Annotated in this window: 22 protein-coding genes; 9 read left to right on the top strand and 13 right to left on the bottom strand. The window is 44.2% G+C overall.

Features of this window, described 5'->3' with window-relative positions:
* The first annotated feature begins 6 nt into the window (after nt 1-6).
* The gene (gene cutA / locus BS19_RS15955) at nt 7-327 is read left to right on the top strand and encodes a divalent-cation tolerance protein CutA (RefSeq protein WP_038176623.1); all 321 of its coding nucleotides are present in this window, start codon (nt 7-9) and stop codon (nt 325-327) included.
* Here the strand turns inward: cutA and BS19_RS15950 are convergent.
* Nucleotides 291-896, bottom strand: coding sequence for a DUF2238 domain-containing protein (locus BS19_RS15950; protein WP_038176622.1), 606 nt, complete (start codon nt 894-896; stop codon nt 291-293). The two genes, cutA and BS19_RS15950, sit on opposite strands and share 37 nt — an antisense overlap.
* A gap of 234 nt (nt 897-1,130) precedes the next feature.
* Between BS19_RS15950 and BS19_RS15945 the strand changes: the two genes are divergently transcribed.
* Entirely contained in the window at nt 1,131-1,970 is an 840-nt protein-coding gene (locus BS19_RS15945; RefSeq protein WP_038176621.1) for an isopenicillin N synthase family dioxygenase, read from the top strand.
* A gap of 115 nt (nt 1,971-2,085) precedes the next feature.
* Nucleotides 2,086-2,700 carry a DNA-J related domain-containing protein gene (locus BS19_RS15940; protein ID WP_038176618.1) on the top strand — a complete coding sequence of 205 codons (615 nt, stop codon included), beginning with the start codon at nt 2,086-2,088 and terminating at the stop codon, nt 2,698-2,700.
* Between the two features lie 70 nt (nt 2,701-2,770).
* On the opposite strand, the gene BS19_RS15935 is transcribed toward BS19_RS15940, so the two are convergent.
* The 4 genes from BS19_RS15935 to tesA form a co-directional block, all read right to left on the bottom strand.
* Nucleotides 2,771-4,426 carry an ABC-ATPase domain-containing protein gene (locus BS19_RS15935; RefSeq protein WP_038176617.1) on the bottom strand — a complete coding sequence of 552 codons (1,656 nt, stop codon included), beginning with the start codon at nt 4,424-4,426 and terminating at the stop codon, nt 2,771-2,773.
* Between the two features lie 79 nt (nt 4,427-4,505).
* Nucleotides 4,506-6,416 carry a sensor domain-containing phosphodiesterase gene (locus BS19_RS15930; protein WP_038176615.1) on the bottom strand — a complete coding sequence of 637 codons (1,911 nt, stop codon included), beginning with the start codon at nt 6,414-6,416 and terminating at the stop codon, nt 4,506-4,508.
* 228 nt (nt 6,417-6,644) lie between these two features.
* A complete protein-coding gene (gene fabV / locus BS19_RS15925; protein WP_038176614.1) occupies nt 6,645-7,835 on the bottom strand; it encodes an enoyl-ACP reductase FabV in 1,191 nt (396 codons plus the stop codon).
* A gap of 76 nt (nt 7,836-7,911) precedes the next feature.
* Entirely contained in the window at nt 7,912-8,511 is a 600-nt protein-coding gene (tesA, locus tag BS19_RS15920; RefSeq protein WP_038176613.1) for a multifunctional acyl-CoA thioesterase I/protease I/lysophospholipase L1, read from the bottom strand.
* On the opposite strand from tesA, the gene BS19_RS15915 reads away from it, so the two are divergent.
* The 5 genes from BS19_RS15915 to BS19_RS15895 all read left to right on the top strand — a co-directional run bounded on the left by BS19_RS15915 (nt 8,510) and on the right by BS19_RS15895 (nt 17,400).
* Nucleotides 8,510-9,184: an ABC transporter ATP-binding protein gene (locus BS19_RS15915; protein WP_038176612.1), complete on the top strand. Its 675-nt coding sequence runs from the start codon at nt 8,510-8,512 to the stop codon at nt 9,182-9,184. The two genes, tesA and BS19_RS15915, sit on opposite strands and share 2 nt — an antisense overlap.
* Complete coding sequence (locus tag BS19_RS15910; protein ID WP_038176609.1) at nt 9,184-11,625, top strand: ABC transporter permease; 2,442 nt, start codon at nt 9,184-9,186, stop codon at nt 11,623-11,625. The genes BS19_RS15915 and BS19_RS15910 overlap by 1 nt, the downstream gene beginning before the upstream one ends.
* 288 nt (nt 11,626-11,913) lie before the next feature.
* A complete protein-coding gene (locus BS19_RS15905) occupies nt 11,914-13,353 on the top strand; it encodes an FAD-dependent oxidoreductase (RefSeq protein WP_038176809.1) in 1,440 nt (479 codons plus the stop codon).
* Nucleotides 13,354-13,690: 337 nt separating this feature from the next.
* Nucleotides 13,691-15,286: a M91 family zinc metallopeptidase gene (locus tag BS19_RS15900; RefSeq protein WP_038176608.1), complete on the top strand. Its 1,596-nt coding sequence runs from the start codon at nt 13,691-13,693 to the stop codon at nt 15,284-15,286.
* Entirely contained in the window at nt 15,286-17,400 is a 2,115-nt protein-coding gene (locus tag BS19_RS15895; protein ID WP_051686556.1) for a hypothetical protein, read from the top strand. Before BS19_RS15900 ends, BS19_RS15895 begins: the two co-directional genes overlap by 1 nt.
* 108 nt (nt 17,401-17,508) lie before the next feature.
* On the opposite strand, the gene BS19_RS15890 is transcribed toward BS19_RS15895, so the two are convergent.
* From BS19_RS15890 to BS19_RS15880, 3 genes are read right to left on the bottom strand one after another with little or no spacing between them, the layout of a single operon-like run.
* Entirely contained in the window at nt 17,509-18,441 is a 933-nt protein-coding gene (locus BS19_RS15890) for a 5-oxoprolinase subunit C family protein (protein ID WP_038176607.1), read from the bottom strand.
* Complete coding sequence (locus BS19_RS15885) at nt 18,438-19,145, bottom strand: 5-oxoprolinase subunit B family protein (protein ID WP_038176606.1); 708 nt, start codon at nt 19,143-19,145, stop codon at nt 18,438-18,440. Before BS19_RS15885 ends, BS19_RS15890 begins: the two co-directional genes overlap by 4 nt.
* Nucleotides 19,142-19,897, bottom strand: a complete 756-nt coding sequence (locus tag BS19_RS15880; RefSeq protein ID WP_038176603.1) for a 5-oxoprolinase subunit PxpA — start codon at nt 19,895-19,897, stop codon at nt 19,142-19,144. Before BS19_RS15880 ends, BS19_RS15885 begins: the two co-directional genes overlap by 4 nt.
* Before the next feature lie 242 nt (nt 19,898-20,139).
* Between BS19_RS15880 and galE the strand changes: the two genes are divergently transcribed.
* Nucleotides 20,140-21,156: a UDP-glucose 4-epimerase GalE gene (gene galE, locus BS19_RS15875; protein WP_038176600.1), complete on the top strand. Its 1,017-nt coding sequence runs from the start codon at nt 20,140-20,142 to the stop codon at nt 21,154-21,156.
* A 71-nt stretch (nt 21,157-21,227) separates the two neighbouring features.
* Here the strand turns inward: galE and BS19_RS20040 are convergent, their stop codons facing one another.
* From BS19_RS20040 to BS19_RS15855, 5 genes are all read right to left on the bottom strand, one after another.
* Nucleotides 21,228-21,362, bottom strand: coding sequence for a TIGR02808 family protein (locus BS19_RS20040; RefSeq protein ID WP_084186037.1), 135 nt, complete (start codon nt 21,360-21,362; stop codon nt 21,228-21,230).
* 11 nt (nt 21,363-21,373) lie between these two features.
* A complete protein-coding gene (locus BS19_RS15870; RefSeq protein ID WP_038176599.1) occupies nt 21,374-21,952 on the bottom strand; it encodes a NapC/NirT family cytochrome c in 579 nt (192 codons plus the stop codon).
* 29 nt (nt 21,953-21,981) lie between these two features.
* A complete protein-coding gene (locus tag BS19_RS15865) occupies nt 21,982-22,437 on the bottom strand; it encodes a nitrate reductase cytochrome c-type subunit (protein ID WP_038176598.1) in 456 nt (151 codons plus the stop codon).
* Between the two features lie 71 nt (nt 22,438-22,508).
* Complete coding sequence (napA, locus tag BS19_RS15860; protein ID WP_038176597.1) at nt 22,509-24,998, bottom strand: periplasmic nitrate reductase subunit alpha; 2,490 nt, start codon at nt 24,996-24,998, stop codon at nt 22,509-22,511.
* Nucleotides 24,995-25,306, bottom strand: coding sequence for a chaperone NapD (locus BS19_RS15855; protein ID WP_038176596.1), 312 nt, complete (start codon nt 25,304-25,306; stop codon nt 24,995-24,997). The genes napA and BS19_RS15855 overlap by 4 nt, the downstream gene beginning before the upstream one ends.
* Nucleotides 25,307-25,313: the final 7 nt, after the last annotated feature.

The raw sequence follows: 25,313 nt of genomic DNA, 5'->3' as shown, positions 1-25,313 counted from the left end.
ATCATTATGAGTGGACAATACTGTATTACGCTGACCACAACCAATAGCCAGCCAAACTGTGACGAGATCATCGCCAAGGTTTTACACCTTGGCTTGGCTGCGTGTATACAAACCATGCCAATTCAAAGCCATTATGTTTGGCAGGGGAAAGTATGTAGTGACAGTGAGATACTGATGATCATCAAAACTAAAAAATCGTGTTACCCACAGTTAGAACAAACGATTGTCGACTTACATAGTTATGATGTTCCTCAGGTTGTTCAAATCCCGTTTACAAAAGGCTTTAACCCTTATCTAACCTGGCTTGAAGAGAATACACGTTGCTGAAACGCAAGTAGGGCTAGCGAAGTAAGTGCGCCTAGCGTATCCATCATCATGTCTTTTTGTGCATCCCAAATGTCGCCTTGCGATCCTAAAAAAGCGATGCCTTCATCGCCGCCAGCAAGCTCTGCATACCACCATTCAATGATCTCATAGCCTGCGGCCAGTGCCATCAGAGCGAACAAGGCATAACTGAAGGCAATTGTCGGCTTGATGTTATGGCGGCGTAGTAAATATTCGCAAATCGGGTACGCGTAAAGACCGATAGAGAAGTGAGCTAGACGGTCAAAATTGTTGCGTTGTGAACCAATCAGATCGTTAAACCACTCAAAAGGTACCTCTGCAAAAGTGTATTTAGCCCCTATGGTATGCAAGCAGAGCCAAATGAACATCAATATATAGGCAGTGTTGGAAAAACGAAAACGCGTTGAGGCAAAAACAATCAGGCCAAAAATCATCAATACGGGAATGATCTCGGCGAACCAAACAGCACGTGATACGGGTTCTATAACACTAAACAGAAAAACAATGCTATAGAGTAGAGATAGTACCATCAGTATTCTTGGAAGTTTCATCAGCTGTTACCAATCCTTAGTTATTTTAGTGCGCTAATGATGGCATTTAATAAAACATTGTTCAATTGGTGTGAGATTTTAAGCGCTATACTTATTCACAATAATTGTTGAAAACACACGACGTTGCACACTCTTTATGCATTTAACTTTGTTTACAAGTGTAACGATTGCTTTATAAAAATGGCACACATAAAATCGTTCGCCCAATCTAATAACAAATAAAATAGTAAAGTCATGAAACTGGAAACCGTTGATTATCGTGCACCTGATGCGGCGCAACACTTTGTAAAATCACTGCGTGAGACAGGATTTGGTGTACTAAAGAACCATCCCATACCGAAGGAGTTGGTTGAATCTATCTATGAAAACTGGTACCAATTTTTCACTTCAGAACGTAAAAATGCGTTTCACTTTAACGTTGAAACTCAAGATGGTTATTTTCCACCTTCTGTGTCGGAAGTGGCGAAAGGTCATTCGGTTAAAGATATTAAAGAGTACTTTCACGTTTACCCTTGGGGACAGATTCCTGATGAACTGCGTGAACAGATTTTAGATTATTACCAACGTGCTAATGCGTTCGCTGAAGAGCTACTGGGCTGGGTTGAAGCCTATGCACCGGTAGAAGTTCAAGAAAAGTTCTCTGTCGCATTATCAGAGATGATCAAAGACAGTGATAAAACCTTGTTACGTATACTGCACTATCCACCAATGACAGGCAGTGAAGAGCCGGGCGCAATCCGAGCTGCGGCTCATGAAGATATTAATTTGCTGACGGTTCTGCCGGCGTCAAATGAACCTGGCCTGCAAGTGATGAGCAAAGAAGGTGACTGGCTTGATGTCCCATGCGATTTCGGCAATCTTATTATCAATATCGGTGACATGCTACAAGAGGCATCTGGCGGATACTTCCCATCAACAACGCATCGAGTGATTAACCCGACAGGCGCGCGTCAGGAGCAATCACGTATCTCATTGCCACTGTTTCTGCATCCGAAGCCGCAAGTGGTCTTGTCTGAGAGATACACCGCAGACAGCTACCTGATGGAACGTTTAAGAGAGTTAGGTGTTATCTAGATATCGGAGCCGCAATTGCGGCTCTTTTTTTGGCTCAGGCGACAATTGTCATGACCAAGACTCGACAAATGAAGGCGAATAGCTTTAAGTAAAATAAAAACAGTTAGGTTGGTTTATGGAAAAAGGTCAGCAAGTTACAGCGCAATTTCAACAGTACATGGAAAACCCACTGTTGTGGCCGATTTTAGACGTACTACGGAAGCAGCCCAGTGGATGGAAAGTGCACACTTTGGCGTCTCACTTGGGTGATCTTGGCTATATCCCCTTGCTTGATCCTTTGCCTGAAAAAGATTTGTTTAAACGTAACTTCCTTATCATGAACGCGCTTTATCAGTTACAGGAGACTCTTTATCCCGACAATTGGCTGCAAGTCGCGGCAATGGACATTGTTTTGATGTCGTCACATCATGCCTGTGGCCACGAGGTGGATCATCAAGATCCTTTACGCGACTACTATATTCAATGGCACAATTATGAAGCGGATGAAGGCGAGGTGAAGCGACTACTGAACGATTTTTGGTCTAAATACCGTCACTTTGTTGGTAGTCACAATGGCAAAGATATGGACCGTGAAAAAGCGCTCCGGTTGTTTGAATTACCCTATGATTCTAGCCAAAGCGAAATACGCCGAACATGGCGTAAACTGGCATTAAAGTGGCATCCTGATAGAGAGTCTGGAAATAGTGAGCGCTTTCGAATTCTGTGTGAAGCGTGGAACGTTTTACGTTAAATCAACCAGTTTAAAAATAAAGGCACCATCGGTGCCTTTAGATATTTAGATAGGGTGATCGGTCTACTACTTACAGCGCAGATTTAAATTGAGACTTACGCATACGATTTAAAACGGCTAAAACGTCAACAACGCGAGGTTTGGCTAAGTCACCGTAGTTAGGCATCGCCGAAAACCACTCATCATGGAGTAAATTAGCAAAGTCTTTGGCTGGGTTTTGACTCCATCCTGGTTGCTGAGCAAACTGAAACCACAGCCAACCAATCGCATGAACTTCACTACTTGATTCGATTTGCTCCAGCGCTGATAGATCGGCGTACTCTTTACCAAACCGTAGCGAATCAATTCCCTTTGCCGCAACACGGAATTTTCCGTCAACGAGCAGCGCTTGTAACGCTGGACAGTTAAATTGGCGTGGCGGGAAGGTGGCAAGGTTAGATTCTGATTCATTTTCGCGCTGACTTGGATGCTGTACAACCACCTGTTGTGCTTTTTCAGTGACATCCAAAGGTTGGTAGTCGCTCATTTGAATCACAGTATCAGCCACATCGAGATAATCACCCGATCCACCCATAACAATTAGTGTTGAAATATCCAGCTCGTCTCTGAGTTGTCCAATGCGATCAACCAACGGAGTAATCGGTTCGTCACCTTTACTCACTAGTGCCTGCATACGTTCATCTCGAATCATAAAGTTAGTCGCAGACGTATCTTCATCAATTAAAATACTACTCGCACCAGCTTCAATGGACTCTTGTAACCAAGCAGCTTGCGAAGTTGAGCCAGATGCATCTTGAGTAGAGAAGTTGTCAGTCTGTTTATTCATAGGCAGGTGGTTGATGTAATTAGACAGATTGAGGTTATGGACACAGCGACCATCTTCCGCACGGATTTTCACGGCATTGCAATCAGTGACAATCATCTCTCGGCCATCGCCTGGAATGTGGTCGTAAATAGAACGCTCAATCGCACTGAGTAGGGTCGATTTGCCGTGGAAACCACCGCCCACAATCAGCGTAATGCCTTTCGGGACACCCAAGCCTTTAATCGCTCCTTGGTTGGGAGTTTGTAGCGTCACTTCTAACGAACTAGGCGCAACAAATGCGACCGCTTCTTTCATCGGAAGGTCGCAATTTCCTGCCACGCGTGGCAGTACGGAGCCGTTACCAATAAACGCAACTAGGTTGTTTTCAGCAAGCTGAGTACGCAGTGCCGCTTGGTCTTCGACAACTTGGCAATGGCGTTTTAAGTCGTCAAGATCAAGCTCTCGTTCAATCGTGGCACGACGAATGAATTTAGGTAAATGGAACGTCAGTAGGTTCGTTGATTTTTTGCCTAATACGGAACGGCCTTCAGCAGGAAGGTTAACGCGTAATCTAATTTCGACACCTTGTGGTGTGAAAATGACGGCGGTGCTATCTATTACAGTCTGACCTGTAAGCGCAATACTAATGGCCGCATCTTGCTTAGCTAATTCAGCGAATCGTCGAGCGATATAGTCGCGAGCGCCCACTTGATAAGCGGTTGATTGCTCTTGCAACCAACTAAGTCCAGTCACCGACCAAGGACGGATCGCGCGTAGGCGAGATGCTGAAGCGTATGGGTCGCCCTGAACATGATCAATATGGAGTGTAAAATCGCTAAAGTCGTACTGGCCTTTGATCTGTTGGTAGGCACGATAGTTTTGTTTTTCGATTTTTTTTAGCGTATTGATTAATTGGTCCATATTGAACTCATGATTTAGTGACGATAAGGGCGAGGATTATAGGAACCGCTCGTCGCAGAGTAAAGACCTAAGCGACGAGTTACGAATATGAGTACCGGTTAGGGGAATGATTTTGGTTAAGAAAGCTCAATTCAAACTCATCGCAAGGCATAGGTTTACCATAAAGATAGCCTTGGCCGATGTCACATCCTTCCGCTAATATGAACGTTTCGTGCGCAGAATTCTCAATCCCCTCAACGGTGACTGCCAAGTCGAGTTTTTTAGCGATATTAATGATCGAGCGAACGATTTCTTTATCTTGCTCGCTGTGTTCAAGTTGCTGAATGAAACTCTTATCAATTTTAATCGCGTCAAATGGGAATTTTTTTAAATAGTTGAATGAAGCGTAGCCGGTCCCAAAGTCATCAAGTGACAGTGTAACCCCAAGGTTACTTAATGATGTCAGTGTATTACGCGCGATAACTTCGTCAGCAATCAATCCACTTTCAGTGATTTCAAGTTCAATGTATGACGCTGGAAGCTGATAAGCAGAGAGTAAATCTTTAAGCTGGCTGACAAACTGTGGGCTCTGTAATTGTACTGCTGAAACATTAATACTGATGGTAAAGTCATCGACAGAGTTTAACCATTCAGACGCTTTCTCAATCGCCGAGCGTAATACAAAACTGCCGACCTCAAAAATCAGCCCATTTTGCTCTGCGAGGTGAATAAGGGTTTCATTAGAAATATCCCCTAGTATCGGATGTCGCCAGCGGAGTAATGCTTCAGCACCAATCCATTTTCGTGTCAGCGGGGCAACCTTAGGTTGGAAGTAGAGCAGTAAGTCATCGTTACGAACCGCTTGTAATAAATAGCTTTCAAGTTGATTGATGTTCTTTTGTGTATCAGCAATATCTTGGTTGTAGAAACTGAATTTATGGCCAGAATCTTTACACGATTGCATTGCCTCAGTCGCATATTTGATTAAGTCTTTTCCACACTGCGTATCGTCGGAACTGGCTACCCCGATATAGCTGTGTAGATGAAGCGTTTGATCTTCGACGAAAAATTCAGACTGGCTTACAGCCACTAACTCACTACACAAAAGATTGATGTCATGCTCAAAATGTTCACTGTCTAACACCAAAACAAGATCGTTTGATGAGGGGCGTGCTGTCATCACATCACGTTGATCATGCTTAATAAGCCGTTGGCGAAAAGTGACCAGAATTTGTTCCCAAGCCGCATAGCCATATTTCGCTTGAATGCGACGTCCGTTGGTAAAACCAATGTGTAATGCGGCGATCTTGCGCTGTGTATTACCAGCTAGTGTGTTCATTTTTTCAGCGACTTTTGATTCAAGCGCGGCACGATTGAGAAAGCCTGTGCCAATGTCGTGCCGTTGCTGATAACGCACTTTGCGCTCTGCTGCGCGACGTTTGTCTATCTCTTGGTTGAGTGAGTAGTTCAGCTCAACTAAGTCTTGGGTACGGGTTTTTACGCGTGACTTGAGCTCAGAGTTGACCTGTTCAAGGCGCTGATTTTGATACAGAGTCGTTAGTTGAGCTTCAATGGAATCTCGAAACGACGCAAGAAGTTGTTGGTAAGTTCGATTAAACGCATTCTCTTGATCATCTAGGAGACAAATAGTACCGAACACATCACCATTGGGCCACAATAAGGGTAAGCCACAATAGGCAATCATCCCGAGTTTGATATCTGGGTTATGACACCACTGCTTATCGTGCATTGCATTAGCAACCAAAAGCGGTTGGTTGGTCTCGATCACGGTTTCACAGTACAATCCGCAGCCCAATGATTCTTGATCGCCGATGTGATAGGGATGGGGGTGGTTGTTGTTTGCTGAGAACACTTCAATGTGCTGGGGATGAATTCGCATGACCAGAGCCGCAGGTGTAGCAACAATCTCGGCGAGCAGATTTAAAATACCTTGCCACGCAGAACTCATTTCTGCCGGAATAGCCATATTGCTGGTGTTTAATTTGGACATAAAATATTCCATGAGCGATAAATGGTCACAGGTGCAATCCTTGCACCTTCAATTAATCATAGTCGTTGTGATACGTTCGCAGGTAAACTTTATGTCAGGGAAACGGCCACACTCTTGTCTAGTAGGCAGAATGCCCTATCGCTATGGTAAAAAAAAGCCCAGAGAGAATCTCTGGGACGTTCAATTTCTATTGTCTCAAAATTAAGATTTTCTTTTATAACAGATAGTTTATTTAATAAACATATCAGTATCTATCTCTTGAGAATAATCGATATTTTCAAAGCCAAACCCGTTAAGATTCAAAAACTCTTGCTTGAACCCGTTATAATCGCCAACGTGTCGAAAGTTGTCCGCGTTTAAGCTTTCCATCAGTTGAGCGACTTTTAACTGTGTCGATGTTTCTAACTCAAGATCATCAATACGGATCAAGCGTTCTCCATCAACAGGAACTTTGTCTTGTCCATAGAGCTTGGTTGTGAATAGGCGTTGCATTTGTTCAATGCAGCCTTCATGTGTGCCTTGCTGCTTCATTACTTTGTACAGTGCAATCAAGTAAGGGCTTAGTCCGGGTATAAACACACTGGCTTTGGTCACTAAAGCCTTACAAACACTCGCATAAGCGCCGCCATCAAAATTGGCCAATTTTAGATTAAGTGAGTGACTAGTTTGATGCAAATCAACTTTCGCACGCCCTAAGGTACCGTCAAGATAAATGGGATGAGTGATCTCTGGGCCGATGTATGAGAAAGCGACGGTTTTGCAACCAGTGGCTATTGATTCTGCGTTAATTAAAGCATCAATCCAGCGCTCCCAATCTTCTCCACCCATTACTTTAATTGTTTCGAGCGCTTCTTGCTCGGACGCTACTGCTAAATGGGCCTGTTGCCAATGATCATTTTCCAGCACTAAAGTCGCGCCAGATACTGGCTCTGTCATCGGTTTTATTGAAGAGCGCCAAATTTTGTCACTTTCTGGATCGGGACGAATGCCACTGGCGACACTGTAAATGATCAGATCCACTTCACCTTCGAAGTACGTCTCTATTGCTTCAATGACTTCAGTCTTGATCTGATCGGAAAAAGCATCGCCGTGAATGTTAATCGCCTGACGACCATGTTGATTGGCAAACTGCTGGAAGTAGTAATCGTTGTAAAATCCAGCAGAGGCGGTTCTATCAGCACACGGTGCTTTCTCGTATGAAACACTAATGGTGTCAGCCTCTGCACCACCCAAGGTAAGCGCGATACGCGACGCTAAACCAAATCCTGATGATCCGCCGAGGATCAGTACACGTTTAGGACCATGCTTGATTGGTTGAGCTGACTTAACATAGTTAATTTGATTTAGAATTGCTTGTTGGCAACCCAGAGGATGAGCGCTGCGTGCAACAACACCATGGATAACAGGTTCGATAATCATTGTTTATTCCTTCAACCGCCATAGGCATCTCAACAAGGTAACGTAAAGTGTTACAAAGTTTATTGAGCTAGGGCAATTAGAGGTAATTAATCAATTGATTGGCAACAAAATTTGCAATCCAAGCTTGCGCTTCTGCTTTAGGATGTAACCCATCGCTCATCATCCATTCTGGTTTAATAACCACCCCTTCTAAGAAAAAGGGTAACAGTGGAAGTTTTTGTTTTTCAGCAACTTGTGGGTAAATAGCAGAGAAGGCTTCAGTGTAGCGCTTTCCGTAATTTGGTAATACGTGGATCTGCATCAAAAGTGGCTTGGCCTGTGCGCTGCGTACCATCTCAATCATATTCACCAAGTTGGTTTGAATCAGGCTGGGTGGAAAACCGCGTAAACCATCGTTTGCGCCAAGCTCAATCAAGACGTAATCTGGTTGATGTAGGCTGAGTAAGTTGGGCAACCTTGCAAGGCCGTTACCGGTCGTATCTCCTGAGATACTTGCGTTAATGACTTGAATGTTTTGACCCTTTTCCGCTAAATCATGCGTAATAAGAGAGGGCCAAGCTTTTTCAATCGGCATTTGATAACCCGCACTTAAGCTGTCACCGAGAATTAACAGGGTTTTGCCATAGGCTGGGTTTAAACAAAAAATTATTAAGACAAAGGAAAGTAGTCGCATCATGCAAACGTCCGTTATTAAAGCTCAATCATTGTGTAAAATAGTCTCTACTAATCAAGAGCAATTAACAATCCTTGATGATGTAAATCTCGATATCAAAGAGGGTGAAAGTGTTGCGATTGTCGGCACCTCAGGAGCGGGTAAATCAACACTAATGACTTTATTGGCTGGCCTAGATACCCCGACAACGGGTGAGATTCATTTATTAGGAAAGCCCATTCATCAACTTAATGACGAGCAACGTGCAGCGATTCGCAGCGAGGCAGTGGGTTTTGTCTTCCAAAGCTTTTTGTTAATACCAAGTCTAAGTGCTATCGACAATGTGACGCTTCCTTGTTTGTTAAAAGGCGATGCAGAAGATAAGCAGCGGGCCATTGATTTGTTGGAGTCAGTAGGGCTTGGTAGTAGAACACATCACTCTCCATCGCAGCTTTCTGGGGGAGAGCAGCAACGCGTCGCACTTGCACGAGCGTTTATGATTCAGCCCCGTGTACTGTTTGCCGATGAGCCAACGGGTAACCTCGACCAACAAACGGCAGGCAAGATCATTGAATTGCTGTTTGAGCTAAATAAACAACATGGCACAACGTTGGTGTTGGTGACTCATGATCCTAAACTGGCCCAGCGCTGCGATCGCACCTTCACAATGAAAGCTGGTCTGTTGGAGGAGTCATAATGTCTGCTGCAACCCCGATTGGACTCAACAAACGCTTAGTGAGTTGGAGTCTTAGCGAGATAAAACATGGTCAACTGTGGCCCGTTAGCATTGCCTTGACCTTGATCATCGCTTGTATCTTTGCATTAACGGCACTGGCTGAACGTATGGAGCAGGTGATTGTTAAACAGGGCAAACAAGCATTAACTGCCGATACGGTCTTTGTCTCCTCTAATCCGATCGACTCACAGTTCTATCAACTGACTCAATCACTTGACTTAATCACTTCGCAGCAAACACGATTTCGCACTATGGCGTTTAGTGATAAATCGATGCAGTTAATCACGGTTAAAGCGGTCGACAGCCGTTATCCACTGCGTGGTGAAATGGTTTTGTTTGACGGCAAAAATACCTCGTCGAGCGTTCAACCTGGCGAATTGTGGTTAGATGAGCGACTCTTTTCTCAACTTGAAGTCTCAATTGGTGACGCTGTCACTGTGGGTGATGCTGATTTTGTCGTAAGCGGAAAAATCAACGAGGAGCCTGGATTGAGCTTCAATCCATTTCAGCAAATGCCATCTGCATTTATTCATAGCAATGATCTTGATAAAACGGGCGCAGTTCAGTTAGGCAGCCGTGTGCGTTTTAATGTTTATATCAATGGTGACGAACAGGTCATCGAGCAACTAAAGCAATCGGTAGAACTTACGCCTAGCGACCGATGGCGCGATCAAAATAGTGCCAGTCGCACTAATGAAGTGTTTCAACGTACGCAGCAATATTTATCGCTGACGGTAGCAATTGTTGTGATCATGGCAGCGACAACCCTAGTCTTGACATGCCAGCACTACGTTTCGACGCGACGCAAGACCATTGCGATGCTGAAAAGCCTAGGGGCGAGCAGACGTTGGATAAGCCATTGGTTGCTAATTCAAGTGGCAATGTTATTCATCACAGCTGTCGTAATAGGTATTGGCGTCGGGGTATTATTAGAGTACTTACTGCGTATTCCTTTGGTTGATTTACTACCCAGTCCGCTTCCAAGTTATGGACTAAAACCTGTGCTGGTGTCCATACTTACCAGTTCGCTTATCGCGATTCCTGCACTAGGTATTCCCCTTATTGGTTTGGTCAACATTAGTGCAATCAATGTCATGCAGCCACAAGCGAATCATAACCAAAAACGAGCTCACTATTGGTTGGTGATGGTACCGATTATTCCTATGATTCTGGCGTACTACGACAACCTACTGGTTTGGATTGTTCTTGGTGGCATTATTGTGCTGTTTTTGGCCTTAGCCATTGTCAGTATTGGTTTAACCAAATTACTGGGTAAAGCACCACTCAATACGGCATTTAAGTTGGCGCTGAGCCGAATCAATCGCTCAATGACGGCAACTGGCATACAGTTTGGCGCACTCGCGCTGTCATTAATGCTTCTTTCTACCATGTGGCTAGTTCGCACTGATCTGTTATCCGATTGGCAACGTACTCTACCTGAAAATGCACCCAACGCATTTGCGCTCAACATTGCACCTTATGAAAAACAGGCGTATTTGCAGGTGCTTGATGACAATAGTATCGAGCGTTCAGAGGCTTATCCGATCATTCGCGGACGTTTAACGCAAGTCAATGGCATTGACGCTAAGCAGGCGGCTAACGGTGAAGAGGCCAGTGACGCTTTAAGGCGAGAGCTTAACTTTACCTTCGCGACAGGCATTCCTGAGCATAACCAGTTGCTGCAAGGCGATTGGACTGCGAAGAATGGTGTGTCTGTCGAATCGGATGTGGCTGAAGATTTAGGTTTAGCGATTGGTGATACGCTCGATTTTGTCATTAACAGCCAATTGGTGAGTGCACAGGTAAATTCAATACGCGCGGTCGAGTGGCGAGATATGAAGCCGAATTTTTACTTCATTTTTTCCCCCGATGTACTTGAGAATATACCCGCCACATATTTGGTCAGTTTTAGACTTGCAGACAATCAAGGTGACTTGTTAAACCGTTTGTCACGGCAACACCCGACGGTTAGTTTGATGGATATTCGAGTGATGGGCGAGAAGATACAACAACTCTTAGAGCAAATAGTCTGGTCGATTACGTTATTAGCTGGGATTGGTGTGCTATCAGGCTTGTTATTAATATTCACGTTACTTAGATTAAGCTTAGGTCAGCGACAAGACGAAATTCAGCTTTATCGCACCTTAGGGGCAAGTAAAAAGCGGGTAGAACAGACCATCTGGGCAGAGTATGGTTTGATGGCATTAGTCGCCAGTTTTATCGCCATATTAGGCTCTGAGGCGGTGGTTGCTGCGATTGTATGGTTTGGTTTCGATTTACCACCTAAGCTGCATGGCATGCTGTGGTTGGCGCTACCTATAAGCACGTTTTGCACACTTGCTTTAGTGGTTAATAGTTTGATTAAACGGCTACTAACCCCTATAAATAAAGCAGTTAGCTAACATCATACGGGCTGAGAATTACAGTTATCCACAAAAACGGTGGATAAAGTTTGGGATAACTCAGCCCGACTCTTAAGGTGATTTTGTTATAGCCCAATAGCCGTAAAGTCCTTGGCATTTCTGTTATTCACAATGTTGTTCATTTCTGAATTATTCAAATCTAAGTCAAGACTTTTTTTGCATTTTTTTTACGTTTCAACGTCGCATTTTTACCCTGTAAAAATTGTGATTTTTTTCGCCCGATATAACGAGTAAAATGTTCTGATAATGAATGAATTAGCAAAATTAATGCAATCTGAACAACAGACATCAGTCAGCCCAAAAATCGCGATCATCGGTGGTGGTATTGCAGGAGCAACGGCCGCGGTTCACTTAGCCGAACTCGGTATGAATATCACTCTAATAGAAAAGAGCGCAAGTTTGGTCTGTGGTCCACCAATCTGTCATTTGCATGCTGGTGGAAATTTGTACAGAGAGATATCAACTCAGCAGTGTGTTGAATTACTTAAACAGTCTATTGATACGGTGCGACTCTATCCACAAACGATAAACCACCGCCCAACCGTGATTGCAGTACCATGCAGTGATGATGGCAGTCCGGATGCGCTCAGAGATCGTTTAGTCACTATCCAAAACTGTTATCGTGAGTTAGTTGAGGCAGATCCTGCGAATAAAGTATTGGGTGAGCCGTCTCAGTACTATAAATTCTACACTCGTGAAGAGATCGAAATGTTAGCCATGCAGGAGCAATCGGCTCAACCAAATTCAATCGATGAATGGTTGATCCCTTTTGCCAAACATACCGATCTCGATGCTTTGCAATTTCCAATTGTTGGGGTGCAAGAGCCAGGCTGGAGTGTCTTTCGTATTGCGGCATCGGCAACCTTAGCCTTAGAGCAGATGCCTAATTGCCAGTTAATGACTAATACGCAAGTCATCGGCGTTGAAGAGTATGACGATGGTTGGAAAATAGAATACCGCAGCGACAGTGGCAAACTTAGTTGTCTCAAGGTCGATTATCTTGTCAATGCTTGTGGCTATGAAACAGGGTCAATTGATGACTTAGCCAAAAAGTCACGTCAGCGTCTGGTTGAGTTCAAAGCGGCCTATGTAACGCGTTGGTCGCAGTGCAATGAACTGTGGCCTGAGGTGATTTTCCATGGTCAACGTGGGACCCCAAATGGTATGGCTCAGTTAACCCCCTATCCGGATGGGGTATTTCAATTGCACGGTATGACCAAAGACATCACTTTATTTGAAGATGGTCTTGTCGCCAATGAACATGGGTCGTCTCAGCCTAAGTTACCGTTGAGGCTGCTTAACAAGATTCAAAAAGGTTGGGACTCGTCTGTTGTGGTCGAGCGTAGTCAACGTGCGATTGAACATATGGCGAAATATATTCCAAGTTATGTTGATGCCAACGAATATGGAACGCCACTATTTGGTGCACAGCAGATCCCAGGACAAGACGAAACGCTGCGTGCGGCTGATGTGACGTTTGAAGGCGATCACTATGCGCGCGTCGAGGTAGTTAAAGGGTCTTCGGCTTTAGAAGCGGCGATAAAGCTAGTTAAGCAATGGCAACTTTTCGAATATCACACTGACGTGATTGAAGATCTGCATCCTGTCATGCACAGCTTAAGCGCTGAAGAGGTAGAATTGCGTGCTGAACAGTTAGCTCAGCAGAGGTCATATCCTGCTCAGTTGGCGCAATACTACGGTCAATAAAAGTCTAATAAGGCGCCAAGTTCAACCTAAACTTGGCGCCGTAAGCTTGGATCTCTTGGATCTCAAAACCAACAAGCCTTCATGGCGTCCTTTCTATTCCGCTCCGAGAAGTTAAGCGGCCCCTACAGCATTTGATTTATCAATACCCTCCACATTTCGTGTTTCAGATCACATTAATGTGCATAGTTTGGTCATAATGATTTTTTATTTAACTCGCTTATTGCAGACTCTCGACGTTTAAAATAAATGCAACTAAGTGAGTATTGTCAGGATTATAAAAAGGTCAATGGGCTCCTGTTTGAACTATAAATTGATAAGCTAATAAAAGAGGTTAAAAATGAGAGGCTTACTTGTCATCTTATTCTTGTTTTATGCTGTTAATACCTCAGCCAATATATATTATGGTCCTGCCGATGGTGAGGTCATCATTGATGTTAACGATCCTAAAGGCTATCTGTTTAAGATGGAAAAAGGGATTTATGTACAAAGTGCGTCTCATGATTATATTGCTGATATAGCTAATTTGTTAGATGAGATTAAAAGCACACCAAGTGGTAGAGCGCTTTTAAATCAAGTCTCACATTATCACCCACTACCACTACCTGGCCAACCAAGGGCTTTGCCTTACTCGAATTCAACTGCACCTGAAAGCGTGCTGAAAAAAATCCATGTTGTCATAAGTGATGCAACGGCGAACAAAAACTTTGTCACTGAGCCTTTAATTGCGGACCCATCATACATTGGTCACCAATCAAATGGTCTTGGTGTACCTTCTCGTATTTATTTTAATCCCAATGCAGAGGTTGTCATTCCGGGGTCAACTGAGACTATTAAGCCATCTGTGGCGCTAGGCCATGAATTGGTGCATGCCCGAGATTATCTCTCTGGTGGTTTACCTACAGGAGTTCGCACTGTGTCACATGTTGCGCCTGTTGATGGGGTGAGTGAGCAAGGGATGGCTTTTAGGCAAGGTGATCGCGTTGAGTTTCAGCTTGCACGAAAAGAATTCGAAGCAACAGGGCTTGCTTATCGCAATAAGGAGTTTTCTACAGCGATAAAAAAACCTACCGTTACGCGCCAGCGATCAATTGAGCGTCGTGAGAGCTATGGTGATCTTTGGTATCAAGCCAAAAAGCAAGGCAGTGTATCAAAGGATGAATACAAAGAAGTAAAAACCAATCTTGCATTGTTAAAAAAAGAAAAACCAGTGAGTGAATACCACTTAGCCAAGGAGTTAGGAGCACCAAGTCGAGATATGTACTGGCCAAGTCGGATGATACCCTATCGACATATGGACTCGCCTAGTCTTGGCAGTAAAAGTACCTCTATGATTCGTCGTCGGCCGGGTAAAGTCAGTGCCATGGCTGAACGTACCTATACCACAACTTCTTACCTGGATAAGTCTGACAACCCGTTAGTTGTTATGAGCTCAAGTATGTTTGGAGGGCATAACACAACTGCAAAGATTAACCGAGATGCTAAGAATGCTATTGATATCGCTCTCGCCACAGACAGCGATATTGTTATTCTTGAGGGCGATGAGTTTGGACGCCTTTCTTATGGCAAAAAGAAATTTATTCGTGAATTGCAACAAAAGACAATTGCCAGCGCCACTAATAATCGAAATGCAGAGGTTAAATTTGTGTCGATGGGAACAGGTGAAATCACAGGTGAAGGGCTAGCAAGTGTTCGACAAGCCCGTCATGTTGCTTTGTTTGCTCCCAACAATGAAGTCAACGCAATTCGGTTAGCTCAGCATATTTCCGGGCAGGGTACCTCACTCATGATTAATCACACTGGAGAGCTTGCGGTACATGCTAGAATGCATCCATTTCAGTTAAAACAAGCATGGACCGAACTTGCATTGCAGCAAGACGTAACGCTCATTCCAGAAAAACCTCTTCCTCAACTCAAAAAATGCTGGTTCTTGTAATGAAATTTAGATACTGCTTAGCTATCTCATTCTCCCTTATATTTTTTCAAGTCCAAGCAGAACAAAGGTGTAATTTACTTAATAGCCAGCTTGAGCAAGAAGAGGCTTGGCTCTCTCGACTTGATACGGAATTCTCATCTAGCTTGCAAAATGCTCAATCTCTCTCTGCTATCGAGCAAATACCGAGTTTGGTTTTTCCACAAGACAGTGTCCTTGCAGAAGGTCGAGGTTGGTCTGGCTTAGCATTGGCCTTACAGGAAAATACTCAAGCAATAGGCACCGCTTCTGGCTCAAGAAAAAGTCAGTTTCAGCGTCTTGCACAACGTACCTTGAGCCGACAACTGCTTCATGGAGTTGCGGGAGGCTTATCCGCAGGCTCAGATGTCATGACTTTACTTCCTTGGTACGACCGATTGGTAAGAACGATGTGGGATGACTCAGCCAGTGCTCTAGATAGACTTGCAGTAACATTAGAACCAATACCATTTATAGGTTTTGCAGTCAGTTATTATGACACCTTGTCTCATATGGTTAGCTCTAATCGTCTTGAGAAATTTGTGAAACTGGGTCGTTACACTTATGTCAACGACAATCCGGAAGCCATCGTCAATAGAGCTACAGCGACTCATCTCTATCATCAGTACCAACAGCTGAAAAACCATACTAATGAGCTTGCTAAACGGATCATTAGTGTTCACATGTTGCATTACGATGCGGCTTATAGTGCAAAAGTATTAGAGATCGAAAAGGTGTTGGATGAGACCTTCGCACAAATGGATTCAGAGTTCGTTCATCTTATGCTCAACCGTTATAATTCGACGGAGCACTTAACTCATCCTTTTGGTGACAGAGCTTGCATCAGTGAACGCCAGTTGATTGAGAATAAATTACAAGCGGATGAAAGTACCAGTGCTAATGAACGCCAGAGCCTTAGAGAATGTAGTTACCAAGCGTTAATAGCAAACCTTATGGTTATAGGTGTTGGAAGACATCAAATAAATGAGCAGGCTAGAAGTCACTTTTTTTCCTACAAGCAAAAAATGGTTGACCAAGCTATTGAGCATATATCAAATTGGCGACAGACTTTAATTAATATGCAGAAAACCGCGATTGATGAAGCAATTAAATCGGTTATCGCAAGCGATGATCTTATCCTTTATCAGCGAAATCTCTACCAAAGGGCGAGAGACATTGCTATTAACAACTTTTCTCTCCAGATCATGCAGCGTCCTGCGACCTTCATTGAACTTGAGACGGGACGTTTTCTAGTCAATGAGGGTGAGTTGGTGTGTGGTATCTATAGCTGCAGTGTATACGAAGGGCGAGAAGTGTTATTCGATGAGACAAAAGATCCGCTGCTGACGAGATTAAGCCAGCCTTTACTCACACTCGATACACAAGAATACCTCTCCCAGCATTATCAGCATGCTTGGTCTGACGCTGAATTAGATGAGCCTTACATCAACTTATGGACTCAATGGCAACACAGAAATGAGGATCATTTTTTTGCGTTACCTTATTTGGGTAATCCCTCGCTGCAGGTGATAGAAAAAGATATGCCGCAGCTTATCGACGTACTTGAAGAAATCCCTGAAAGTTTAACTGCGCAGCAAGCTCTACCCTATATGTATCAATCGATAAGAGAAATTATTTCATCCATGGATACGCATAAAGCTTGGACAGTACTCGGTGATTTTGTGTTTCGTTTTCAATATGAACTGCGCCAACAACAAAGGTTACATTTTTTACCTGTGTCGTGGCAGCAGCACATTTGGCCTGGATCTGTCTATGGTCCTATGTTTAATGCCTACCTAAGCAAGCCTTACTGGTATTTGTCGTCTCAGACCTGGGCACACACTTTACCTCACTATAATGAGCGGTTTCCCGAAGACTGGTTTTTGCAAATGGGGCAAGACCATCAAACCTATCTTACTGAGCCAGTAAATCGCCAAGTCTACCTCAGTGACAAATACTGGCATGACGTCAGTGCACAGCTTTATGCAGTTCTGAATATTCCATCGATGAGATGGCGACCATTCGACCATTTGATCTTGACTGACATATGGTCGCAAGTGATAGAAAATGAAGCGTTAATTGCGGCGAGTAAAGGTTAGTGTTTAGGGCTAACGTATTTATATTACGGGCTAATAAATTTCTGAATAACAATGGGCGAGGTCACTGCCCATTGCCATCCACAGATTGCTATCCACAGAGTCACAATATTAATAGCCGAAAAATCGCGCCCATTGTCCCCATACATCTTGCAGACCGAGTAAGTCGCCACGAACAAATGACACTTTTTGCCCTGGTTTCGCTTGAGCAAGACGTGGTAGATCGATGCGCGCGACACAACCAATTTTAGGATAGCCACCAATCGTTTGTCGGTCATTCAGCAGCACAATTGGTTCACCACTAGGCGTTACTTGAACTGCGCCCAGCGCAATGCCTTCTGATAAATACTCTTTGTTTGGCGGTTGAATTCGACTTCCTGACAGGCGGTAACCCATGCGGTTGATTAACTGGCTGACCTCAAACTGTTGGCTATATATCGAGTCGACCGCATCACGATCAAAATCATTAACTTGGTATCCTTCAATAAACCGCAGCTCTAGTGGTAAATTGTAATCAGGCTTAAAACGAAATGTTGTTTGAACAGGACGAGCACGAATCGTATGTGGTGTAAAATTAAGTACATCACCCAAAGATAGAGGGTTTCCACCAGCTAATCCGCCCAATTGATCACGAGTCACAGTGGCGACACTACCAAGATGAGGCATCACGTTAAATCCCCCTTTGATGGCCAAATAGGCACGTAAACCGTTTTTCGGTAAGCCAAAGGTGAGTGTTTGTCCCTTAACCGCCCGAAACGTTGACCAATTAGTCAGCAGTTGTCCATCAAGACGAGCGCAGAGATCGCCGCCAGCAATCGCCATCTCACAAGAAGCATGAATAAGAAACTCTGCCTGACCTAAAGTGATTTCAAGCGCCGCCATATTTACAGTATTACCAAGTAAATGGTTTGCCCAACTGTACGCGTAGTCATCCACCGGGCCACCTTGAGTAATACCAAAATGAGCTAAACCAAAACGTCCAAAGTCTTGAATCAGTGTCTGTTGGCCAGGTTTTATTACTTCAATAAAGTTTGTTGATGTCATTGCCAATCCTTGTTTACCTTGCCACCAAGCTGAACAAACGTGTCGTAATCAATCGACTCGAAACGCACTTTAGTCCCGATACTGAACGGTAATACTTTTGCTCTCTCTGGATGATAAAGCTGAGTTGGACAGTTACCGATGATATTCCAGCCACCTGGCGACTCACTAGGATAAATCGCCGTTTGATTGTTCGCGATCCCCACACTGCCTTTAGGCACGGTGACACGTGGCGACGCTTTTCTCGGACGCCTGATTTGATGATCAACCGCAGTCAGAAACGCAAACCCGGCAGAAAAACCAATTGCACCAACGGTATACTCAACTTGACTATGAAGATCACGAAAACGGTCAATATCGATTCCGTCGGATTGGTAAAGCGCCAGATCTGGGCCGACAGATAAGTCATAGTAAATAGGAAGTGTGATCACCTCTGATTGATGAGATTCAGGCATGTTTTCTAATGCTTCAGTGACCAAATGTTCAAGGTACGGGACAAACTCAAATATCGAAATGCGATGAGGCAGGTAGTCAACCAAGATGGTGTTGAATGAAGGTGTTACATTCATCACCCATGCGCCTAATTGATTGCTGAGATAATGGCTGATTTCACCAATGACCCATGACAAGTGATCACTGGGTTCACTATCAAAACGAATTAATATTGAGCATTCTGCAACGGGATCGATTGAGGCGTTGAGCTTCATGACAAAGAGCCCTCCTTAGTCAACAGTTGTTTAATTTGCTCGATGACGCTGATGCTTTGCGGGTTATCACCATGAACACAAATGGTGTCGACTTCTAAGGGAATCGTGAAGCCATCGATAGTGCGCACTTTGCCGTAAAGTGCAATTTGTTGTACTTGGCTTAATATATCGTCAGGACTTGTCAAAATCGCATCAGAATTGCTGCGTGAGGCAAGTTGACCATTTACTTGATAGCGTCGGTCAGCAAAGGCTTCAAATAGCAAAGGGACATCGTATCGGTCGGCAAGGTCAAGCAGAGGTTGGTTATCGGTGATGGCCAGTGTCATTAGCGGCAGATCAAAACTCGACACGGCATCAAGTACCGCTTCAAACACCGTTAGATTAGTTTGCATATCATTATATAAGGCGCCATGAGGTTTGACATAACGCAGTTCGGCATTGTGACTTTCGCACAGCGCTTTTAGTGCACCGATTTGATAGATCAGCATATTGGTTATTTCGTCTGCCGACATAGGAATGCTGCGACGACCAAAACCTTGTCGATCGGGATAACTCGGATGAGCGCCGATCTGAACATCGTAGCTAAGCGCAAGTTGAACGGTCTTACTCATTATCTGTGGATCAGAAGCATGAAAACCACAAGCAATACTGGCCATGTCGATATGTGGCATCACTTGCGCGTCGTTGCCCATCACCCAATGGCCAAAGCTTTCACCCATATCACAATTAAGACTGATTGAACGTTTTGTCATTAATTACTCATATCCTTATGCATGTTATTCAGTAACATGTTTCAATTGACTTAAATATTCAGTGATCAATTTCATTGTTTACTTAATCGGTACTCAACTTAGCGATAACGAAAAGTCATTGACGTGATCTAGACAGGTTAAGTGAAGTCCATTTTGTTGTTTGTATAAGATTTATAATGTTTCTGTATTGACTCATTATGCTTAGGTATGATGATGAAAATATTCTAAAAAAGGCGCGTAATATGAAAGTTTTAGTCACTGGTGGAATGGGCTACATTGGCAGCCATACTTGCATTCAAATGCTGGGTGCCGGCATTACTCCAGTTATTTTTGATAACCTTTACAACAGCAAGCAAGCAGTGTTGCAACGTATAGAAAAAGTCACTGGACACCGGCTTGATTTTGTAAAAGGGGATATTCGTGACAAAGCACTGCTAACCAAGACGTTAAAAACCCACGCTATTGATGCAGTGATACATTTTGCAGGTCTTAAGGCCGTTGGTGAATCGGTAGAAAAGCCGCTTGAATACTACGACAACAACGTTAATGGAACCTTAGTTTTGGTGGCTGCAATGCAAGAAGCAGGCGTTAAATCATTAGTTTTTTCATCATCTGCAACCGTATATGGTGATCCAGCGTCTGTGCCTATTACCGAAGATTTTCCAACTAGCGCGACCAACCCTTATGGGCGCAGCAAGTTAATGGTTGAAGAGTGTTTAACAGATTTTCATCACGCTAACCCAGACTGGAGTATTACCTTATTACGTTACTTTAACCCCGTTGGCTCGCATCCGAGTGGTGAACTTGGTGAAGATCCACAAGGTATTCCTAACAACTTGATGCCGTTCGTGTCACAAGTTGCAGTAGGGCGACGTGATTGTTTATCCGTTTTTGGCAATGATTACCCAACCCCAGATGGCACGGGCGTTCGTGACTATATTCATGTTGTTGATTTGGCTGATGGTCATATTGCAGCGCTGGAAAACGTTGGGGCCAAAATGGGTTTGCACATCTACAATCTTGGAACGGGTAATGGCTCAAGTGTGTTGGAAATGGTCAAAGCGTTTGAAGCGGCCAGTGGTAAGCAAGTCCCTTATCAAGTTGTAGCACGACGTGCTGGTGATATTGCAGAGTGCTGGGCAGACCCATCGAAAGCGATGCAAGAATTGGGATGGAAAGCGCTACGTAGCTTGGACGATATGACAACAGATACCTGGCGTTGGCAGTCGAATAACCCTCAAGGCTACCCAGATATTTAACTTGGACGCTTGATAAAATAAAGCCACCGTATTTTCGGTGGCTTTATTGTCATGGTTTGTAATTAAACTAATTACACTTGTTTATCTTTACCTAATGACAGTAACCACATACAAATTACCGCCACGACTGCAAAACCAGACAAAATAATAAACGGCATGGCAGTGTAACCAAGGATGTGCCATATTACAGATTCTAACGTACTCATGGTGCTCTCCCTTATTGCCAGCCGTCGACATCTTTCATGTCAGGTAGTTTGTGAGCGATACCTTTATGACAATCAACACACGTTTTATCACCCGATGCGAGTGCAGTTGAGTGTTGTTTAGCACTACGTTGACCCTGCTCAGAAAAGTCCATAAATTCAAATTCGTGACAGTTACGACATTCAAGTGAATCATTGCCCTTCAAACGTAGCCACTCACGTTCCGCTAAATGAGCTCGTCGAGCCTGGAATTTCTCAGGTGTATCAATAGTTTTCGTCACGAAGTGGGCAAATAGTTCTTTCGATGCTTGAACCTTACGCACGATCTTATCTGTCCATTCATGTGGAACGTGACAGTCACTACAAATAGCTCGAACACCCGAGCGGTTAGAGTAGTGAATAGTCTCTTGTATTTCTGCGACGATAGGGGCGTGACAACCAGAACAAAACTCTTCGGTATTGGTTGCTTCCATCCCCGTGTTAAATGCGCCCCAGAATAGAAGACCACCCGTAAAACCCATAAACAAAACCACACCTACAGCAGCTTTACTCGGGGTTGTTAGTCGCTTCCAAAACGCTTTAATTAATTTCATATATAGCCTCTTAATTAGTCACGCACGAATTACTTCAGTGAGTCCACTTTTTTGAATTCGTTCTCTATTAGTGGCTGCGCGTCAGCCTGAGGAACATGACACTGCAGACAGAAGTAACGTCGTGGTGAGACGTCAGCTAATACGGCGTCTTCGCGGTTTACGTAGTGAGTGACACTAATCTTAGTTGCGCCCATTTCTTTGGCATTTTTCCAACTGTGACATGCAAGACACTTGTTGGCATTCAGCGATACTTCATAGTTACGAATGCTATGTGGTATTAAAGGCGGCTGATACACATAGTTTGTGGCGACAGTTTGATCTTTTGGATATTTTTTCATCTCATCCGCAGGACGTGTATCTTCTAACTGAGCACTACCACGCAGTGACTCTAGTCCGCCTATACCGCCAGGATTGTCGAGTTCAGCGAACGCAATACCGCTAATAAGCGCACTGAACGATAACAGTGCAAGTAACATCTTTTTCATTATTCATTCTCCACCTAAGGCAAAATTCTTGATTTGGCTACCTCTCTCGAGAGGCAGCCATTAGCAACTTATTACGCGATTTTGGTAATTTTAATCGGACACTTCTTAAAGTCGGTTTGTTTCGACAAAGGATCCGTTGCATCAAGAATCAATTTGTTAATTAGAATGTGAGCATCAAAGAATGGTACAAACACCAAACCTTCAGGTGGACGGTTACGGCCACGTGTTTCAACGCGTACACGGACCTCGCCACGTTTATTGGACAATAACACTTCATCACCACGACGAACGTCTTTTGCTTTGGCGTCAGCAGGGTGCATGTAACAAACTGCATCTGGAACGGCTTTGTAAAGCTCAGGCACGCGACGAGTCATTGTGCCTGTGTGCCAGTGTTCAAGAACACGACCAGTACAAAGCCACATATCATATTCAGAATCTGGTGATTCAGGTGGTGCTTCGTAAGGGGCAGAAATAATCAGCGCTTTTCCGTCCGGCTTACCGTAGAAGTCCCAACCCGATCCCGCTTTTGCGTATGGATCTGAACCTTCTTTAAAGCGCCACAACGTCTCTTTTCCATCAACGACAGGCCAACGCATACCACGCACTTGGTGGTAAACATCGTATGGTGCAAGATCATGGCCATGCCCGCGACCAAACTGGGCGTACTCTTCAAACAGACCTTTTTGCACGTAATAGCCGAAGTGATGAGCATCGTCGTTGAGTTCACGCGCTTCTTCAACCGGGAACTTATCAACAACACCGTTGGCAAATAGCATGTCATACATGGTTTTTCCACGATATTGAGGGGCTTTGGCCAATTGTTCCTCAGTCCACACTTCTTCCATTTTAAATCGTTTAGCGAACTCCATAACCTGCCATAAGTCAGACTTGGCTTCGCCTACGGTCTCAATCTGTTGATACCAAGCTTGAGTACGACGCTCTGCATTACCATAAGCGCCTTCTTTTTCGATCCACATCGCAGTAGGTAATACCAAATCAGCGGCTTGAGCAGTGGCAGTAGGGTAAGGGTCTGAACATACAATGAAGTTGTCTGGATTACGATAACCTGGCAGACGCTCGCCATTAATATTAGGGCCTGCTTGCATATTGTTATTACACATCACCCAGTAAGCATTAAGCTTACCATCGTGCAGCATACGGTCTTGAGCGACTGCATGATAACCCGGTTTAGGCGGAATCACGCCGTCAGGAATGTTCCAAATCCCTTCAGCAATCTTACGGTGTTTAGGGTTCGCTACCACCATGTCAGCAGGTAGACGGTGTGAGAATGTGCCCACTTCGCGAGCCGTACCACATGCTGATGGTTGGCCTGTTAATGAGAATGGACTGTTACCTGGGGTAGCAATTTTACCCGTCAACAAGTGAATGTTGTAGACAAGGCTGTTCATCCACACACCACGAGTATGTTGGTTCATGCCCATCGTCCAAAGGGACATTACTTTGATGTTTGGATCGGCATACTGTTTTGCAAGTTCGATCAGCTTCTCTTCTGATACCCCTGACATTTGAGACGCTTTTTCTACAGTGTAAGGTGCAACTGACTTTTTGTACTCTTCAAAGCTGATTGAAGACATCGCGCCTGAGTTCGGGTTAGCCGCGGCTTTTTGCAGTGGATCGTCGTCGCGTAAGCCATAACCGATATCAGTGGTCGCTTGTTTAAAGTTAGTGTGTTTGTTAACAAAATCCCAGTTTACCGCATCGTTTTCGATGATGTAGTGAGCAATAAAGTTAGCAATAGCCAAGTCAGTTTGTGGTTCGAAGATGTAACCAGTATCTGCAAGTTCGAATGAACGATGGTAGTAGGTAGAGAGCACGTTCACTTTAACATGAGGATGGCTTAAGCGACGGTCGGTGATGCGTGTCCAAAGTACCGGGTGCATCTCAGCCATGTTTGAGCCCCAAAGGACAAAAGCATCAGCATTTTCGAAGTCATCATAACAACCCATAGGTTCATCAATGCCGAAGGTACGCATAAATGCACCTACAGCTGATGCCATACAGTGGCGTGCGTTCGGGTCTATGTTATTAGAACGGAAACCAGCTTTCATCATTTTTGCTGCCGCGTAACCTTCCATTACCGTCCATTGACCTGAGCCAAACATGCCTACGCCAGTTGGGCCTTGTTTTTTGAGTGCATCTTTCCATTTTTCAGCCATGGTGTCGAAAGCAACATCCCAAGAAACAGGAGCAAATTCGCCATCTTTACTGTATTTACCGTCTTTCATGCGAAGTAAAGGCTGAGTTAAACGGTCATTGCCATACATGATCTTTGAAAGGAAGTAGCCTTTAATACAGTTTAAACCTTTGTTTACTGGCGATTCAGGGTCGCCCTGAGTCGCCACAACTTTTCCGTTTTGCGTACCCACAAGCACAGAACAACCTGTACCACAGAAACGACAAGGCGCTTTGTCCCAGGTAATTTTTGTTTGGTCTGAGCTAGCGATCAGGTTCGCTGCTGACGCGGGTAGGGTAACACCTGCGACTGCGGCGGCTGATGCTGCTGCGTTTGCTTTCACAAACGCTCGTCTTGTCATCTTCATACTTCGCCCTCGATGTGGGAATACTGTGTTCCAGTGTTGTTATTGGTATTTTCTTCATCAAGCCCAGTTTCGATTTGGTGATAAACCAAAACCGTACTTAAAACATTCGGTAAATTATTAATCGCTTCGATTGTGTCAGTGATGAAACCTTGGTTTTCGGTTTCTAGCACGACGATGATCTTTCCTTTGGGGCTATCGCCGTAGATCTCAGCACCATCGAACGTTTCGATCTGTTGTTTGATCGTTTCCAAGTGCTCTGGAGAGCAATGGATGACTAAACTAGAGATGTGCACTTCATTAAGTGACATAGATATT

The sequence above is a fragment of the Vibrio pacinii DSM 19139 genome, assembly GCF_000711795.1.
In the GTDB taxonomy this organism is placed as follows: Bacteria; Pseudomonadota; Gammaproteobacteria; order Enterobacterales; family Vibrionaceae; genus Vibrio; species Vibrio pacinii.
The sequence above is the reverse complement of the archived record's forward strand: the minus strand, read 5'-3'. Positions and strand labels throughout refer to the sequence as shown.

Bases quoted from the DNA above. Each gene is read 5' to 3' on its own strand.
- BS19_RS15930 (WP_038176615.1), bottom strand. From the start codon at position 6,416: ATGTCCAAATTAAACACCAGCAATATGGCTATTCCGGCAGAAATGAGT.
- BS19_RS15890 (WP_038176607.1), bottom strand. From the start codon at position 18,441: ATGACATCAACAAACTTTATTGAAGTAATAAAACCTGGCCAACAGACA.
- BS19_RS15895 (WP_051686556.1), top strand. From the start codon at position 15,286: ATGAAATTTAGATACTGCTTAGCTATCTCATTCTCCCTTATATTTTTT.
- BS19_RS20040 (WP_084186037.1), bottom strand. From the start codon at position 21,362: ATGAGTACGTTAGAATCTGTAATATGGCACATCCTTGGTTACACTGCC.
- BS19_RS15905 (WP_038176809.1), top strand. From the start codon at position 11,914: ATGCAATCTGAACAACAGACATCAGTCAGCCCAAAAATCGCGATCATC.
- BS19_RS15935 (WP_038176617.1), bottom strand. From the start codon at position 4,426: ATGGACCAATTAATCAATACGCTAAAAAAAATCGAAAAACAAAACTAT.
- tesA (WP_038176613.1), bottom strand. From the start codon at position 8,511: ATGATGCGACTACTTTCCTTTGTCTTAATAATTTTTTGTTTAAACCCA.
- BS19_RS15880 (WP_038176603.1), bottom strand. From the start codon at position 19,897: ATGACAAAACGTTCAATCAGTCTTAATTGTGATATGGGTGAAAGCTTT.
- BS19_RS15910 (WP_038176609.1), top strand. From the start codon at position 9,184: ATGTCTGCTGCAACCCCGATTGGACTCAACAAACGCTTAGTGAGTTGG.
- napA (WP_038176597.1), bottom strand. From the start codon at position 24,998: ATGAAGATGACAAGACGAGCGTTTGTGAAAGCAAACGCAGCAGCATCA.
- BS19_RS15855 (WP_038176596.1), bottom strand. From the start codon at position 25,306: ATGTCACTTAATGAAGTGCACATCTCTAGTTTAGTCATCCATTGCTCT.
- BS19_RS15915 (WP_038176612.1), top strand. From the start codon at position 8,510: ATGCAAACGTCCGTTATTAAAGCTCAATCATTGTGTAAAATAGTCTCT.
- BS19_RS15885 (WP_038176606.1), bottom strand. From the start codon at position 19,145: ATGAAGCTCAACGCCTCAATCGATCCCGTTGCAGAATGCTCAATATTA.
- BS19_RS15950 (WP_038176622.1), bottom strand. From the start codon at position 896: ATGAAACTTCCAAGAATACTGATGGTACTATCTCTACTCTATAGCATT.
- cutA (WP_038176623.1), top strand. From the start codon at position 7: ATGAGTGGACAATACTGTATTACGCTGACCACAACCAATAGCCAGCCA.
- BS19_RS15940 (WP_038176618.1), top strand. From the start codon at position 2,086: ATGGAAAAAGGTCAGCAAGTTACAGCGCAATTTCAACAGTACATGGAA.
- galE (WP_038176600.1), top strand. From the start codon at position 20,140: ATGAAAGTTTTAGTCACTGGTGGAATGGGCTACATTGGCAGCCATACT.
- BS19_RS15945 (WP_038176621.1), top strand. From the start codon at position 1,131: ATGAAACTGGAAACCGTTGATTATCGTGCACCTGATGCGGCGCAACAC.
- BS19_RS15870 (WP_038176599.1), bottom strand. From the start codon at position 21,952: ATGAAATTAATTAAAGCGTTTTGGAAGCGACTAACAACCCCGAGTAAA.
- BS19_RS15865 (WP_038176598.1), bottom strand. From the start codon at position 22,437: ATGAAAAAGATGTTACTTGCACTGTTATCGTTCAGTGCGCTTATTAGC.
- fabV (WP_038176614.1), bottom strand. From the start codon at position 7,835: ATGATTATCGAACCTGTTATCCATGGTGTTGTTGCACGCAGCGCTCAT.
- BS19_RS15900 (WP_038176608.1), top strand. From the start codon at position 13,691: ATGAGAGGCTTACTTGTCATCTTATTCTTGTTTTATGCTGTTAATACC.